This window comes from Amycolatopsis sp. H20-H5 (assembly GCF_035828755.1).
GTDB lineage: Bacteria > Actinomycetota > Actinomycetes > Mycobacteriales > Pseudonocardiaceae > Amycolatopsis.
In genome coordinates this window covers 21,854-38,362 of the sequence record NZ_JAYMZS010000092.1, presented here as the reverse complement: position 1 = coordinate 38,362, position 16,509 = coordinate 21,854, and the positions used below count along the sequence as shown (strand labels likewise).

The window sequence follows — 16,509 nt, the reverse complement described above, 5'->3', positions numbered from 1 at the left end:
GGCCCTCCCAACCTTGCGGCACCCTCGCGGCGTGGTAGCCATCAATCAGGCGACGGGAAGACCACCACCCCCACCGCACCCCCCGGCCTTCCCGGAGCCAGCCCGTCCGGCGAGGACAATCCCTAAAACCCAAACCCCCAAAAGAAAGCCAACCCGCCAGGCAAGGACCAACCCCTAAAACCCACCCTAACAAGGCGTCCGGAAACTGATGTCATGTCGTCCAGTTTGGCGCCTGGGGCCGCGTGACTGACGGGGGACTTTCACGCGGTCTGTTCTGGTGAAGGGGACTTTTGCAAGGTTGAGTCGAGGGAAGGCCCCCTTCGGTCGCGACCCCAGGTTTGCCGTGTGCCCTGATGGGAGCCTTCACGGCGTTTAACGCTGTCATGGTGGCCTTCAGGGGCACACATGAAACGGTCATGGCGGTATGAAACGGGCGAATGGGCAGACTTTCAGTCCTTTGTGGAGGGTAAGCGGCTTCGAAGGACAGGCGCCCGAGGCTTCGAGCGGCGGCTGCGACAGTTCTCAGACACGTTCTAAAACCCGCCCACGTCTAGGAATGCTCCAGCGTGAGCTGCCCGGAGTCGTTGTCGTAGTCGAACAGCTCGCCGTACCGGCCCCAGTCCACCGCGGTGTCGAGCTGCTGCTGGGCGTCGGCCGCGGAGAAGCCGCGGCGCAGCAGATCGAGGAAGAACCCGGCCCGGAGATAGCCGCCCGCGCTCCCCAGCGCCGTGCAGATCGTCCTCACCAGCGGTGCCCGGTGCCGGGCCTGCTCGGCGAAGATCTTCTTGCTCTGCTGGATGTCGGCGGTGGTGAAGGCCTCGCCCATCGGGGTCAGGTTGAGGTCCGCGCCCGCGACGAACAGCAGGTCCAGCATGGCCGCCGCGTCCACCAAGGGCAGCAGGTCGTCGATCTCGAAGCTGAGCTCGGCAGCGATGTCCGGCAGGTCGACGCGCCCGCCGTTGGTGTGCACGATCTCGACCAGCCCGGCCAGGCCGCCGACCGACGCGGCGGGCAGTGGCCGCGCGGTCGGGGTGGCCTCGGCCGGTTCGGGCAGCCCGAGCTCGGGCTCGCGGCCGGTCAGCAGGTCGTAGAGGTGGTCGACGAGTTTGGCGAACGCGGGGGAGCGGCGGTCGCGGGGCCGCGCCAGGTTGATCTTGACCTCGGCGCGGAGCCGGCCGGGGTTGGCGCCGAGCACGAACACGCGGTCCGCCAGCAGCACGGCCTCCTCGATGTTGTGGGTGACGATGCAGATGCCCTTCGTCGGGAAGCCCTCGGCCGTCCACAGTGACATCAGTTCGGTCCGCAGGTTTTCGGCGGTGAGGACGTCGAGCGCGGAGAACGGCTCGTCCATCAGCAGCAGGTCGGGTTCGAGGACCAGCGCCCGAGCGAAGCCGACGCGCTGGCGCATCCCGCCCGAAAGCTCTCTGGGGTAGGCGGATTCGAACCCGTCGAGGCCGATCAGGTCGATCGCCTTCAGTGCGCGTTCCCGGCGTTCGGCCGTCGGCACGCCTCGCGCGGCGAGTCCGAGTTCGACGTTGTCCTGCACGCTCAGCCACGGCATCAGCGCGAACGACTGGAACACCATCGCGGTGCCGGGGTTGGCGCCGTTGAGCTCCTTCCCGCGATAGCGCACGGTGCCGCTGGTCGGCCCGATCAGCCCGGCGATGGTGCGCAGCAGGGTCGACTTGCCCGAGCCTGATCGGCCCAGCAGTGCGACGATCTCCCCGGACCGCAGGTCCAGTTTGATGCCGTCGAGCACCCGTAGTTCGTCGCCCGCCGCGCCGGTGAAGCTCTTCGACACCGCGTCGACTTCGACGAGGATGGTGTTGTCCATCGGGATCTCCCAGGGGTTTCAGAGTGAGAACCGGCGCTCGGCCAGTGCGTAGAGGCGGCGCCAGAACAGCCGGTTCAGGCCGACGACGTAGAGACTCATGACGACGACGCCGATGAGGATGTGCGGGCTGTCGCCCGTTTTGGTGGCGTCGGCGATGTACGCGCCGAGCCCGGTGGCGGTCAGCGTCGTCGAGCCGTAGCTGACGATCTCGGCGACGATGGAGGCGTTCCACGCGCCGCCCGCCGCGGTGATGCCGCCGGTGACGTAGCTCGGGAAGATCGCCGGGAGGATGAGCTTGCGCCACCACAGCGCCCGCGGCAGCCGGAGCACGGCGGCGGCCTCGCGCAGGTCGTTCGGGATCGCGCTGGCCCCGGCGATGACGTTGAACAGGATGTACCACTGCGCGCCCAGGCTCATCAGCACGATCCCGCCCCAGTCGAGGCTGACGCCGGTCACCACCAGGGCGGCGGTGAACAGCGGGAACAGGAAGTTCGCCGGGAAGCTGGCGAGCACCTGCACCACCGGCTGCGCCAGCCGCGACACCCGCGGGTTCAGCCCGATCCACACCCCGACCGGCACCCACACCAGCGTGCCCACCACGACCAGCACGAGCACCCGCCCGAACGTGATCAGCCCGAGCAGCAGCGCGTGGCCGATCTCGCCGAACCCGGCGGTGTCCGCGACGTAACCCGCCGCCCGTATAACGCCGTATGCAACGGCGCAGAGGACGACCACGGCGAACACGACGTCGCCGATCCGCCGTCGCACGGGAGAAGAGCGCAGGGGATGCTCGGCGAGGCCGAACACCCGCAGGGCCCGGTCGAGCGGGAAGACGAGCCAGCCGAAGGCCTTGCCCAGCAACGCCGGGATCCGCGAGCGCCGCAGCAGGTTCAGCACCACACTGCGCGGCGCCTGGGCGGACTCGGACTCCTCGACCCGGAACCGCTCGGACCAGGCGGTGAGCGGCCGCCAGAACAGCACGTTCACCCCGGTCACCATGACGATCATGACGACGATCGCCAGCAGCACCTTGCCCAGTTCCGCCTGGCCGCTCGCGCTCGCCACGTACGCGCCGATGCCGGGCAGCGCGTAGCTCTGGTTGTTGACCGACAAGGCTTCCGAGGCGGCGAGGAAGAACCAGCCACCGCCGAAGCTCATCATCCCGTTCCACACCAGCGGGATCATCCCGCCCGGCACGTCCAGCCGCCAGAACCGCTGCCAGCGCGACAGCCGCAGCAGGCGCGCGGCCTCGTCCAGCTCACGCGGCTGGGACACCAGCGAATGATGGAAGGCGAACGTCATGTTCCACGCCTGGGAGGTGAAGATCGCGAAGATCGACGCGCACTCCAAGCCCAGCTGCGAGCCGGGGAACAGGGCGATGAACCCGGTCACGGTCACCGAGAGGAAGGCCAGGATCGGGACCGACTGCAGGATGTCCAGCGCGGGCAGCAGGATCTTCTCCGCCCGCCGCAACCGGGCCGCGGCGGTGGCGTAGACGAAGGTGAACACCAGCGACAGTGCCAGCGCGATGAACATCCGCAACAGTGAACGCGCGGCGTAGTAGGGGAGTTCCGCCGGATCGGTGGACACTGTGGACGGTGCGGTCACCTTGTCGAACGGTGCGGTGACACCGCTGGACAGCCGCACGATCAGCCATAGCAGCGCGGCGGCGCCGAGGAACACCACGACGTCGGCGGCGCCCCGGCGAGGCCGCGAAAGCGCGCCCCTGGTGGGAAAATTCCGGAGCATGGCGTTCACCTGTCCTCGTCGTGGTCTCGCGCGGGCAGGTCGGCCTGCCACCGGACGGTCGTCACCGAGGGCTCGAGGGAAAGCCTGCTGACCGCGGATTCCATCTGCTTGTCGTCTCGCTGGTCGGCGCACAGCTCGGCCCGGACCTCGACCCGCCCGGCGGCGTCGGCGTTGGCACTGGTGACCGACCGCAGCGCGAAGTCGGTGCGGGCCAGCGCCTGCACGAGCAGGGCGCGGACGTGCGCCTCGGCGTCGTCCTTGGTCACCGCGAAGAACGTGTAGTTCGTCGGGGTCTCCTTGCCGGTGTCGGGCCGCCGGTCGACCACCCGGCCGAGCGGGCGCAGGGCGACGTTGACCGCCACGATCACCACCGTCCCGGCCAGGGCGATCGGGTACAGCCCGGCGCCGGCGAGCGAGCCGATCGCCGCTGAGCACCACAGGGTCGCGGCGGTGTTGAGCCCGCGCACGGTCAGCCCTTCGCGCAGGATGACGCCCGCGCCGAGGAAACCGATGCCGGACACGATCTGCGCGGCCACGCGGGTCGGGTCGGCGGTGCCGGGCACCCCGTTGAAGCCGTGGGCGGACAGCAGCACGAACAGGGTGGCCCCGGCGGCCACGAGCGCGTTGGTGCGCAGGCCCGCCATCCGGGCGCGGTACTGGCGTTCGAAGCCGATCACCGTGCCGAGACCGACACCGGCGCCGAGCCGCGAGAGCATGTCGACAGTGTTCATCGCCGCACCTCCTTTCGAGGTTCGGTAGGGGAGCGTGTAAGGAGGTCAGAAAGAGATCAGAGCCAGGCGCGGACGCGCCGCAGGTACCAGGTCTTGGTGAGCTGGGCCGCCAGGAAGTAGCCGAAGAGAATCGTGACCAGCCAAGGGAAGTAGCCGGACGGCAGCTGTTCGAGCCCGAGCGGCGCGGCCAGCGGTGACACCGGCAGCGCCACCCCGACCGCCGCGACCGTGGCCAGCGCGATCCAGACCACTGTGGACGGACGTCCGCGCAGCACAGGCACCGCGCGGGTGCGCAGCACCAGCACCACCAGCAGCTGCGACAGCAAGCCCTCGACGAGCCAGCCGGTCTGGAAGAGTCCTTGCCCTGCCTCGGAATTCGCGCCGAGGCCCCACCACAGCGCGGCGAACGTCGCCAGGTCGAACAGGGAGCTCAGCGGGCCGAACACCAGCATGAACCGCACCAGCCCGGCCGCGTCCCAGCGCCGCGGCCGCCGCAGGTACTCCGCGTCGACCCGGTCCCACGGCAGGGCCAGCTGCGCGGTGTCGTAGAGCAGGTTCTGCACCAGCAGCTGCGCCGGGAGGATCGGCAGGAAGGGCAGGAACGCGCTGGCGAACAGCACACTCAGCACGTTGCCGAAGTTGGAGCTGGCGGTGACCTTGACGTACTTCATCGTGTTGCCCAGCGTCCGGCGGCCTTCCACGACACCGTCGGCGAGCACCGTCAGGTCCCGCTCCAGCAGCACGAGGTCGGCGGCGTCCTTGGCCAGGTCCACGCCGGAGTCCACCGCGATGCCGACGTCGGCCGCCCGCAGCGCGCCGATGTCGTTGACCCCGTCGCCGAGGAAGCCCACGGCGTGCCCGTCGCCGCGGAGCACGGCGACGATCCGTGCCTTCTGCACGGGGGTCGTCTTGGCGAACACCGTGGTGTGCCTGGCCAGCGCGCGCAGGTCGTCGTTGTCCAGCCGGTCGAGGTCCGCGCCGAGCACGGGGGTGCCGGGCTCGAGCCCGACCGCACGGCAGGTGCGGGTGGCGACCTCGGGGTTGTCGCCGGTGAGCACCTTCACCGTGACACCGTGTGCGGCCAGCCGCCGGATAGCCGCACACGCGGATTCCTTGGGCGGGTCGAGGAAACTGACGAACCCGAGTAGCGCTAGGCCGTACTCGTCGTTCTCGCGGTAGCCGTCCAGCCGGGCGGGAACCTGCTTCGCGGCGATCGCGAGCACTCGCCGTCCGTGCCGGTGGTGCGCCTTCACGACCTCGGCCGCTTCGTGCCGGGCGGCGGCATCGAACACGGCGCCGAGCGCCTCGGTGCACCGGTCGAGGACCTCGTCCGGGTCGCCGGTGGTGATGACGAGATGCGTGTCGCCCCGGTCGGGGGACACCACCACGGTCGAAATCCGCCGGGCGTGGTCGAAGGTGAGTTCGTCGACGGGGGAGAAGCGGGAGTCGAGCACCACGCGGTCGGCCTCGTCGAGCTCGTCGAGCACCGCTTCGTGCAGTTGGTCGTGCGGCAAGGCCTGAAAGTGGCAGGCGAGGTAGGCGTAGTCGAGGACGTCGTCGTCGGCGGCCCCGGCCGCGTCGACGCCCTCCGCGAGCTGCACGCGGTCCTGGGTGATGGTGCCGGTCTTGTCCACGCACAGCACGTCCATCGCGCCGAGGTCCTGCACCGCGTTGACCCGCTTGACGACGACCCGGCGACGGGCCAGCGCGGTGACGCCCCTGGCGAGGTTCGCCGCGAGGATGACCGGCAGCATCTCCGGGGTCAGGCCGACCGCCACCGACACCGCGAACAGGCAGGCCTGCGCCCAGTCCTCGGTCACCAGGCCGTTCACCACGAGCACGATCGGCGCCAGCACGGCCATGAACCGCACCAGCGTCCAGCCCACGGCCCGCACCCCGGCGTCGAAGCTGCTCTCCGCGCGGCGGCCCGAAAGCCGTTCGGTCAGCGCGCCGAAATGGGTGTCCCGGCCGGTGCCGAGGACGATCGCGGTGGCCACGCCGGAGAGCACCATGGTGCCCGCCAGGCACAGGCCGCCGTTGTCGAGCGGGTCACGATGGTCCTTTGTGGACTCACTGGTGCAACTGGGTACGGCCTTGCGGGCGGGCACGGTCTCGCCGGACAGGGCCGCCTGGTCGACGACGAGGTCACGGGCGGACAGCAGCCGCAGGTCGGCGGGCACGCGGTCGCCCGGCTCCAGCAGCACGAGGTCGCCGCGCACGAGGTCGGCGGTGGGGATCTCACGGTCGCGGGGGGCCGCGCCGAGGTCCGCGCGGCGGCGCACCCTGGCGGTGGTGGTCACCAGCCCGCGCACCGACGCCATCGCCCGCTGGGAGCGGACTTCCTGCCACAGTCGCAACGCCACGCTCAGCACGATCATCGTGGTCACGGTGACCGGGCCGCGCGGGTCGCCGACCGCGAACAGGACGAGGTCGAGCACCAGCAGGAGACCGACGAACGGGCTCGCGCAGGCGGTCAGGAGCAGGCGCGGCCATGACGCCGCGGCGGCGGCCGCGGGTACACCGGCCTCGGCGAGGCGGGCGGCGGCGTCGGCTTCGGTGAGTCCTTTGGGGGAGCTGGCGAGGCGCTGGAACACCGTGATCGGTGGCAGCTCGGCGAGGGCGAGGGTGTTGCGCATGTGGGGGTCCCGTGGTTCTCCGCGGATCGGCGGTCGTGGTGTCGTACCCACGCGGAACCCGGCCTCGGTCCCCTCTAGGCGAGGTGGACAGGGAGGCGCCGGTGCGCGCGGTGGTGCCTACTTCGGCCCTCGGACATGTCCGGCTCACCTCCAGCATCGTTCGTGGCAGGGTGTTTCCCGGCCTCGGCCAGTAGACACCGGCCACCGGGTAATAGTCAACCGCTTGCGCAAGTGACGTAGGTCAAGGCAGACTGAGGCAACCCCGGAAGGACCAAGTTGTCACCAGAAGAACCCCCGCTTTCCCCGCAGGCGCTGCAGGACGCCGCCGGCATGTTCGGCATGCTCGCCGCGACCGCTCGCCTGCACATCATGTGGCTGCTGGCACAGGGTGAACGGGACGTCGGCACGCTCGCCGCGGAAACCGGGCAGACGGTCGCCGCCGCGAGTCAGCACTTGGCGAAGCTCAAGCTCGCCGGGCTCGTCCTGGCACGCCGCGACGGCAGGCGGCAGATCTATCTCGCCGCCGACCCGCACATCGTCGAGCTCGTCCGGCTCGCCTTCGGCCCGCGTGCCGAGCCCGGATCCCGGACCCGCGGCCTGCGCGGCGCCTGAGCGCGCCGCCCGCGTCAGATCGCGGCGAACGCGTCGATCTCGACCCGGAAACCCGGGTGCACCAAGCCGTTCACCTGCACCAGCGAGCTGGCGGGCAGTCGCTCGGTGCCCAGGTACTCGTCGCGCACGCGGCGGAACGCACCCAGGTCCCCGAGGTCGGTCAGGTACACCGTGATCTTGACGATCTGGTCCAGCGTGCCGCCCGCCGCCGCCAATGCGGTGCGCAGGTTCTCGAAGACCTGCCGGACCTGCGTCTCGGCGTCTTCGCCCGCCAGCGTGCCGTCCGCGGCCAGGGGCACCTGCCCGGAAACGGCGACGAGTGTGCCGCTGAACACTACGGCGTGGCTATAGCCGTTGACGGGCGGCAGCCCGGCTGGGCGGACGTGGTGTTCCCGCACGAGTTCCTCCGGTTCGCGACGATGCCTGCGGCACCTTTGTCAATGCAGTTAATAGCGTAGCCAAACACTAGGCGTGGCGCTCGTCCGCCCGCAACCACTACTCGGCCGATCCCGATTAATCGCGATAACGGGTGGATCGACTGCGGGCCTGGTCACGGCGGCGGTCCGGGTGGTCTATTCCGTCCTGTCCGGTCTTGTCAACATGGACGATTTGACGTCGTTTGTGAACGGTTAGCAGGCGATCCGCGCCGCGTCAAACGTATTCCAGTTCGCGGTTTTCCTGGCTGGTGAACTCTGGATAAAGAGCAGACGAAAGTAGTCTTCACCTGCAGTTATAGGGCCATCACCCGATTGGCGGTGCCTGGGCAACAAAGGCCGCTTGTAGCGTGGCGATGTCTGGCGGGGAGGCATTTGGGGTGCCGTCTGGGATAGCGATTCTGGGGAAGTGAACAATAATATGTCGAACAACAATCATGCGCCGAACCATGTCTCAATCGCTTTCGCGGAAGGCATTGATGAATTACCGGCCACCGATCGGACAACGGATGCGGAAAGCGCTATGTCGCCGAGGTTAACCACCTCCGGTGGAGTGGCGGGGCTCGTCGCCGAGCAGGTGCGGAACCGCCCGGAGGGCCTCGCGGTCGCCGAGCCGCTCGGCGGTGTCCGGCTGAGCTTCGCCGAGCTCTGGGACCGGGCCGGGTGGGTGGCCGCCGAGCTCGCGGCCGCCGGGGTGGCCAAGGGGGACCTGGTCGCGGTGGACCTGCCGCGGTCGGCCGATCTGGTGGTGGCGTTGCTCGGTGTCGTCCGTGCCGGTGCCGCGTACCTGCCGCTCGACGCGCGGGCCCCGGCCGAGCGGGTCGCGGGCATCCTGGCCGAGTCCGGGGTGGCGGTCGTGGTGTGCCCCGAGGACGGCGGCCGCGCTCCGGCCGGTGCCGTCCGGCTGCTCCCGGTGCCGCGCACCAGGCCGTCCGCCGAGGTCCCCGCGGTGCACGCCGCCGGTGAGGACCCGATCTACGTGACCTACACCTCTGGCTCGACCGGACGGCCGAAGGGTGTGGTGATCCCGCATCGCGCGGTCGTCCGCCTGGTCGTCGCGCCGAACTACTGCCCCGTCGAGCCGGGCGACCGGGTGGCCAACACGTGCAACCCGGCGTTCGACGTGACCAGCTCCGAGATCTGGGGCGCGCTCGCCGCGGGTGCCACCGTCGTGCCGTTCCCGGATTTGAGCGGCATGAACATGACCGAGTGGCTGGCGCTGCTGCGCGGCGAGGACATCACCACGATGTTCCTGACCACTTCGCTGTTCCACACGGTCGCGTGGGAGCGGCCCGACGCGTTCAGCTCGCTGCGCGACCTCGTGGTCGGCGGGGAACAGCTCGACCTGGCCGCCGTCCGGCGCACGCTGGCTGCCGGTCCGCCGAAGCGGCTGGTGAACGGCTACGGCCCGACCGAGGGCACGTCCTTCGCGACCTACTTCGAATGCACCGAAACCGCCTTGCGCGACGTCGAGCGCGTGCCGATCGGCTATGCCCTGCAGCAGACCGACCTGTTCGTGCTGGACGACGCCCTGAACCCGGTGGCGCCGGGCGTGACCGGGGAGCTGTGCCTCGGCGGGCCCGGGGTGGCGACCGGCTACCTGCACCGGCCGGAGCTGACCGCGGAGAAGTTCGTGGCAGAACCCGCGGGCGGCACCCTGGTCTACCGCACCGGCGATCTGGTGCGGCGGCTGCCGACCGGGGCGCTGGAGATGCTCGGGCGCCGCGACCGGCAGGTGAAGCTGCGTGGTTTCCGCATCGAGCTGGAGGAGATCGAGCGGGCCACGACGGCCACCGGGCTGGTGGACGCGGCCTTCGTGGAGAAGACCGGCGACGGCCCGACGGCCATGCTGGTCGGCTTCGTCCTGCCGCCACGGTCCGCCGCAGACCCCGAAGGACTGCCGGGCACCCTTTCCTCGCTGCTCGGCGAAAAGCTGCCCGGTTACATGATCCCCACCCGGTGGGTGGTGCTCACCGAGCTACCGGTTGGCGCGACCGGCAAGGCGGACCGCGCGGCGATGGTCGCGGCACTGACCGAACGCGCGTCCGCACCGGCCGGGGGACCGGGCTGGGCCGACGGCTCGTTCACCCCGGTGCGCAGCATCCTGCAGGACGTGCTCGGCGTCGACGAACTGTCCCCTTCGGACAACTTCCTCGAACTGGGCGGCAACTCGATCCTCGCGGTCCGGATCGCCTACCGCATCCGCAAGCAGCTTTCCCTTGCCCTGCAACCGACCGACGTGCTGCGCGCCGAGTCCATGTCGGAGCTCGCCGAGCAGGTGCGGGGCCTCGAACCGCAGCCGGCCTGAGCCCCGCACCCGCCCCACTTTCCCAGAAGGACTGTGTTCTGATGACCTGCCCTCCCGTCCCCACGGATCCGGCCGCGTCCTACACCCAGGAAAGCCTGTGGCTGGTGGACAACGTCTCCCGCCGCACCGGATCGCCCGCCTACCACGAGCCGACGGCGTTCCGGATCGCCGGTGAGGTCGACGCCGGTGCGCTGGCCGAGGCGCTGCGCCTGGTCGTGCTGCGGCACGACGCGCTGCGCACCTCGTTCACCGGCACCGCCGACGGTCTGCGCACCGCGGTGCGCGAGGACGTGCCGGAGGTGCTCACGGTGCTGGACCTGCGGCACACGGCGCCCGGCGATGCCGCCGTGCGTGCCGAAGCCGCGCTGGCCGAGGACTACCGCCGCCCGTTCGACCTCGCCGCCGACCCGCTGCTGCGGGGTGTGCTGGTGCTGCTGCCGGGCGGCGAAGCCCTGCTCGGTCTCACCTTGCACCACCTTGCCACCGACGGATGGAGTAACACCCTCGTCCTGGACGAGCTCGGGCAGCACTACCGCTCGTTGCGGTCGCTGGGCAGCCCGGCCGCACTGCCCGCGCTCCCAGCGAGCTTCGCCGACCATGTCTCGCAGGAACGGCGGGACCACGAGGACGGCAGTCACGCCGACTCGATCGCGCACTGGAAGAAGGTGCTGGAGGGCGGGCCGGAGCTGTTGCGGCTGCCGCTGGACCACCCGCGCCCACCGGTCCAGACCTTCGCCGGTGCCAGCCGCACGATCCGGGTGCCGAAGCACACGGTGTCGCCGCTGCTGAAGCGCTGCCGCAAGGAGTGCCGCAGCACGGACTTCTCGGTGCTGCTCGCCGCGTACGCCCTGCTGCTGCACCGCTACACCGGGCAGGACGAGGTCACCGTCGGCACGACGATCCTCAACCGCGACAGCGACGAAGCGCTCGATGTGGTGGGCTGCTTCGTGAACACCGCGGCCCTCGTGCTGACGGTCGACGACGACATGACCTTCCGCCAGCTGCTCGCGCACGCGGGTGACGCCGGTGGTGAGATGCTGAACCACGGTCACGCGCCGTACCCGAAGGTCCTCGACGCACTCGACACCCGGCGCGATCCCAGCCACAACCCGGTGTTCCAGACGATGCTCACGGTGCTGGGCCGCCGTCCGGGGCTCGACCTCGGCGAGGGCGTCACCACCGGGGCGCAATCGGTGGAGCGTGCGGCGTCGAAGTTCGAGATCATGCTGTACGTCGCCGAGACCGACGACGAGTTCGAGTTCGAGGTCGAGTTCAACACCGACCTGTTCACCCCGGAGACGGCCGAGCGGCTGGTGCGGCACTACGCGCGGCTGCTGGAGTCGCTCGCGGACGGCCTCGACCTGGCCGTGTCCGAGGTGTCGTTCCTGCCCGACGACGAGCGCACGCGGATTCTCGACGTCTGGAACGCCACGGCCGAGGACTATCCTTATGCGACGGTCGTCGACATGTTCGAGGCGCAGGCCCGGCGAACGCCGGACGCCGTCGCGACGGAGTTCGACGGCACCGCGCTCACCTATCGCGAGCTGGACCTGCTCACCAACCAGATCGCCCGGTCGATCCTCGCGCGCCGTGACGGCGACGCGACGCCGTTCGTCGGTGTCTACATGGAACGCTCGCTCGAAATGGTCGTCGCGCTGGTGTCGATCGTGAAGGCGGGCTGCGCCTACGTGCCGATCGACCCGGAGTACCCGGCCGACCGGATCGAGTACATGATCGCCGACGCGAACCCGTCGCTCATCCTCACCCAGGAGCGCCACCGCGCGCTGCTCGCGGGCGGCACGGCCGAGATCGTCGCACTGTCCATAACGGACACCCGCACCGAGGACGACTCGCCCGTCGAGCGGACCGTCACCCGTGACTCGCCGGTGTACATGATCTACACCTCCGGCTCCACCGGCCGCCCGAAGGGCGTGGTGAACCGGCACGTCTCGCTGTTCAACCGGCTGTACTGGATGCAGTCCGAGTACGGGCTCACCGGCGAGGACCGGGTCCTGCAGAAGACGCCGTTCAGTTTCGACGTGTCGGTCTGGGAATTCTTCTGGCCGTTGATGTTCGGGGCGCGGATCGTCGTCGCGAAGCCCGGCGGCCACCGCGACACCGACTACCTCAAGCGGCTGATCCGCGACCGCGGGGTCACCACGACGCACTTCATCCCGTCGATGCTCAACGTCTTCCTGGAGGAGGACGACCTCGACGTGTACTGCGGCTCGCTGCGCCGGGTGATCTGCAGCGGCGAGGCGCTGACGTTCGCGGCGGTGCGGAATTTCGGCCGCGCGCTGTCCTGCGGGCTGCACAACCTCTACGGGCCCACCGAAGCCGCGATCGACGTGTCGTACTGGCCGTGCACCACGGACTATCCCGGCTCGATCGTGCCGATCGGCAAGCCCATCGCGAACGTGCGGCTCTACGTGCTCGACAAGCACCGGCGGCTGGCCCCGATCGGGGTGCCGGGGGAGCTGTGCATCGGCGGCGTCGCGCTGGCGATCGGATACCACCACCGGGACGAGCTGACGGCCAAGGTGTTCGTCGACGACCCGTACGGCACCGAGCCGGGCGCTCGCCTCTACCGCACCGGCGACCTGGCGCGGTTCCTGCCCGACGGGCAGCTCCAGTACCTCGGGCGGATCGACAACCAGGTCAAGCTGCGTGGCCTGCGGATCGAGCCGGACGAGATCGCCGCGACCCTGCTGGAGCTGCCGAACGTGCGCGACGCGGCCGTGGTGGTGCGCGACTTCGGCCCGAGCCGCGCGCTGGTCGGCTACGTGGTCGCGGACGGGTTCGACCAGCAGGAGGTCAAGACCGCGCTGGCGCGGCGGCTGCCGGACTTCATGGTCCCGCAGGTGGTGATGGCGCTGCCCGCGCTGCCGACGACCGCCAACGGCAAGCTCGACCGGACCGCCCTGCCGGACCCGCACGAGTCCTTGGCCGGGCCGGTGGAGGTCTTCACGCCGCCCGCCACCGAGCGCGAGCGGGAGCTGGTGCGGGTCTGGTCCGAGGTGCTCGGCACCGAGAAGGTCGGCGTGGACGCCAACTTCTTCCGCCACGGCGGGGATTCGATCCTCAGCATCCGGGTCGCCGCGAAGCTGCGGGAGCGCGGTTATTCGGTGCAGGTGCACGATATCTTCGCCCATCCCACGATCCGGCTGCTGGCCGGTGTGCTGGAGCGCGGCACCGCCGCGGAACCGGTCGTGGCGCCGCTCGCGCTGCTCACCCCGGCCGACCGCGCGGCGCTGCCCGGCGGGATCACCGACGCGTGGCCGCTGACGATGCTGCAGGCCGGGATGATCTACCACACGATGCTGCACGAGGATTCCTCGGTCTACCACGACGTCTTCGACTACGAGGTGACCGGCGAGGTGCGGCCGGACCTGCTGCGCCGGGCCGTCGCGGACGTGGCCGCCGGGCATCCCCAGCTGCGCTCGACCTTCGACCTCGAGACGTTCGACCGGCCGCTGCAGCTGGTGCACACGGACCTCGCGGTGCCGGTCGAGGTGGTCGATCTGCCCGACACCGGCCAGGACGAGGCCGTCGCGCGGTTGGTCGCCGCCGAGCGTCGTCGCGCGTTCGACCTCGCCGAGGGCCCGCTGGTCCGGATCGCCGCGCACGTCCGGTCGCCGGGGACGATGAACCTGCTGGTCTCGTTCCACCACATCGTGCTCGACGGGTGGAGCGTCGCACTGGTCGTCGAGGAGATCCGGAGCCGGTACGCGGACCTGCTCGCCGGACGGGAGAACGAGCCGGGCGTCGAGCCGATTTCCTATGGCACGTATGTCGAACTGGAACGGCACGCCGTTGCGGATCCCGCCCAGCGGGCGTACTGGTCGGGCCTGCTCGCGGAGGTCCCCGCAACCCTTTTGTCCACAAAGGACGTCTCGGTCGCGACGGCAAGGGCGGCCGAGCCGTCGACCGCGGGACGGATCGTTCCCGAGGAGCTGGTCGAGGGTGTCCGCCGCTTCGCGGCCGGGCTCGGCGTGCCGGTCAAGAGCGCGTATCTGGCCGCCCACCTGAACGTGCTGGGAAGGCTGACCGGGCAGCGCACGGTGGTGACCGGCCTGGTCTCCGCGGGGCGGCCGGAGTCGACGGGCGGGACCGAGCTGGCCGGGCTTTTCCTCAACACGCTGCCGTTCCCGGTCGAGCTGCGGACCGAGAGCTGGGCCGCGCTCACCGGCCGGGTGCTCGCGGCGGAGCAGGACTCCTCACCGCACCGCCGATTCCCGCTCGCCGAGATCCAGCGGCTCGCCGGTGGCACCGCGGCGTTCGACACCGTGTTCAACTACACCGACTTCCACGTCTACACCGCCGATCCTGGCGAACCGGTGCGGATCACCGGCGCGCGGTACTTCGAGCAGACCAGTTTCGACGCCGTCGTCCACGTGCACCGGGACCATTTCGCGGACCACCAGCGGGTGTTCGTCAACTACGACGCCACCCGGATCGACGCCGAGCGCGCCGAGCGTTATCTGGACGAGTTCCTCACGGCCGTCACCGAACTGGTGGCCGACTCCGCTGACATTCAGGCAGCGGACGGGACCTCTGTGGTAGCGGCGACCGCTCCAGTCGTGCGAGCCGTCCGGCCGCCGAAACGCGCACCCCGCTCCGAGCTCGAACGGCGGGTGGCCGAGGTGGTGGGGCTGGTACTGGACACCGGCGACCTCGGCATCGACGACGACTACCTGGAGTTCGGCGTCGACTCGATCAGTGCGATCCGGGTCGTCGCCAAGCTCCGCCGCGTCGCGTCCGCCGTGACGATGGCGGATGTCTTCGCGTGCCGGACCATCGTGGCGCTGGCCGCCAGGATCGGCGAGGATCTCGCCGTCGCCGAGGAGACCGCGGGCCTGCTGCCGTTCGAACTGGCGGGCGGCGAGGAGTTCGGGCCCGGGATCGTCGACGCCTACCCGGCGACGGCGGCGCAGCTCGACATGATCCGGGCCACCGAGCGCGATCTCGCGCAGGCCGCCTATCACGACGTCTTCGCCTACCGCGTTCCCTTGCCCTTGCAAGGGGAACCGCTGCGCGCCGCGTTGAGGCGCGTGATGAACGCGCACGACACGTTCCGCACGGGGTTCCTGCTGGAGCGCGAAGTCCCGCTTCAGCAGGTGCACGCGTCGGTGGAACCGTGTCTCGACCTCGTCGACGACGGGGACGCCTGGTTCGAATCCGAACGGGTGACCGCGTTCGACTGGGCCGAGCCGGGGCTGATCCGCTTCGCCGCGCACCACGACGGCTCGGCCGGATTCGTGCTGACACTGGGTTTCCACCACTCGATCATCGACGGCTGGAGCTTGTCGCTGTTCCTCCGCGACGTCGTCACGGACTACCGGGCGGCGATCGAGCACGAGACCGTCGCACCGCCCGAGGCACCGGCGCTGCGCTACCGGGAGTACGTGCGAGCCGAACTCGCGGCCACGGAATCGGCCGAGGCGAAGGATTTCTGGGCGAGCACCCTGCTCGGCGCCCCCGACACCACGTTGTCCCGGCTGACCACCGCCGAGCCGGGGCCGCGATGGAGCGAGACGAAACTCGCACTGGACGACGCCCGCCACGAAGCGCTGCTCGCGGCGGCCACCCGGTTCCGGGTCCCGCTCAAGCACGTCCTGCTAGCGGCGCACCTGCGGGCACTGGCGTTGCTGACCGGCGAGGCCGACGTCGTGACCGGCGTGTTCACCAACGGCAGGCCGGAGGTCGACGAAAGCGAGGCGGTACTGGGACTGTTCCTCAACTTCCTGCCGCTGCGGCGGCGGATCGCGGACCAGACCTGGCAGGACCTCGCGCGGGAGGTGTTCGACGCCGACCGCCGCGCGCTGCCGCACCGGCGTTATCCGCAGGCGCGGATCAGGGCCGACCTCGGCCGGGAAACCTTGTTCCCGGCGCTGTTCAACTACACCCGTTTCACCGCGTACCGGGGAAACGTCACCGAGGCGCGCTGGTTCGAGCACGTCGACGTGCCGCTGCTGGTGAACGCGGGCCACGAGCTGGCGCACGAGCGGCTCGTCATCACCTTCAACGCCGACGGCCGGGTGCTCGCCCCTGGCACGCTGAACGTCGTCGCCGGGCTTTACGACGAGGTGCTGACGCACCTGGTGACCGCGGAGAACGCGCCGGTGACGGAGCTGTCCCCGGGCATCGCGGCAGCCGCCGACAAGCTCGGCCTCCTGCTTTAACCGACCCTGGCGACCCATTAGTG

At 70.2% G+C, this 16,509-nt stretch carries 8 protein-coding genes; 3 read left to right on the top strand and 5 right to left on the bottom strand.

The features are described 5' to 3' along the window. Positions 1–550: 550 nt before the first annotated feature. The 4 genes from QMK34_RS35110 to mgtA are packed head-to-tail and all read right to left on the bottom strand — an operon-like array spanning position 551 to position 6,950. Positions 551–1,834, bottom strand: a complete 1,284-nt coding sequence (locus QMK34_RS35110) for an ABC transporter ATP-binding protein (protein ID WP_326419011.1) — start codon at positions 1,832–1,834, stop codon at positions 551–553. 18 nt (positions 1,835–1,852) lie between these two features. Further along, on the bottom strand, positions 1,853–3,583 hold the full coding sequence (locus QMK34_RS35105; RefSeq protein WP_326419013.1) for an ABC transporter permease: 1,731 nt from the start codon (positions 3,581–3,583) through the stop codon (positions 1,853–1,855). A gap of 5 nt (positions 3,584–3,588) precedes the next feature. Beyond that, positions 3,589–4,314, bottom strand: a complete 726-nt coding sequence (locus QMK34_RS35100; protein WP_326419010.1) for an MgtC/SapB family protein — start codon at positions 4,312–4,314, stop codon at positions 3,589–3,591. 56 nt (positions 4,315–4,370) lie between these two features. Next, entirely contained in the window at positions 4,371–6,950 is a 2,580-nt protein-coding gene (gene mgtA, locus QMK34_RS35095) for a magnesium-translocating P-type ATPase (RefSeq protein WP_326419009.1), read from the bottom strand. Between the two features lie 276 nt (positions 6,951–7,226). Here mgtA and QMK34_RS35090 point away from each other — a divergent pair, with 276 nt between their 5' ends. Next, on the top strand, positions 7,227–7,562 hold the full coding sequence (locus QMK34_RS35090) for an ArsR/SmtB family transcription factor (protein ID WP_326419008.1): 336 nt from the start codon (positions 7,227–7,229) through the stop codon (positions 7,560–7,562). A 14-nt stretch (positions 7,563–7,576) separates the two neighbouring features. Here the strand turns inward: QMK34_RS35090 and QMK34_RS35085 are convergent, their stop codons facing one another. Then, entirely contained in the window at positions 7,577–7,960 is a 384-nt protein-coding gene (locus QMK34_RS35085; RefSeq protein ID WP_326419007.1) for a RidA family protein, read from the bottom strand. 559 nt (positions 7,961–8,519) lie between these two features. Here QMK34_RS35085 and QMK34_RS35080 point away from each other — a divergent pair. Continuing rightward, the gene (locus tag QMK34_RS35080) at positions 8,520–10,304 is read left to right on the top strand and encodes a non-ribosomal peptide synthetase (RefSeq protein WP_326419006.1); all 1,785 of its coding nucleotides are present in this window, start codon (positions 8,520–8,522) and stop codon (positions 10,302–10,304) included. Positions 10,305–10,345: 41 nt separating this feature from the next. Further along, complete coding sequence (locus QMK34_RS35075) at positions 10,346–16,486, top strand: non-ribosomal peptide synthetase (protein WP_326419005.1); 6,141 nt, start codon at positions 10,346–10,348, stop codon at positions 16,484–16,486. Positions 16,487–16,509: the final 23 nt, after the last annotated feature.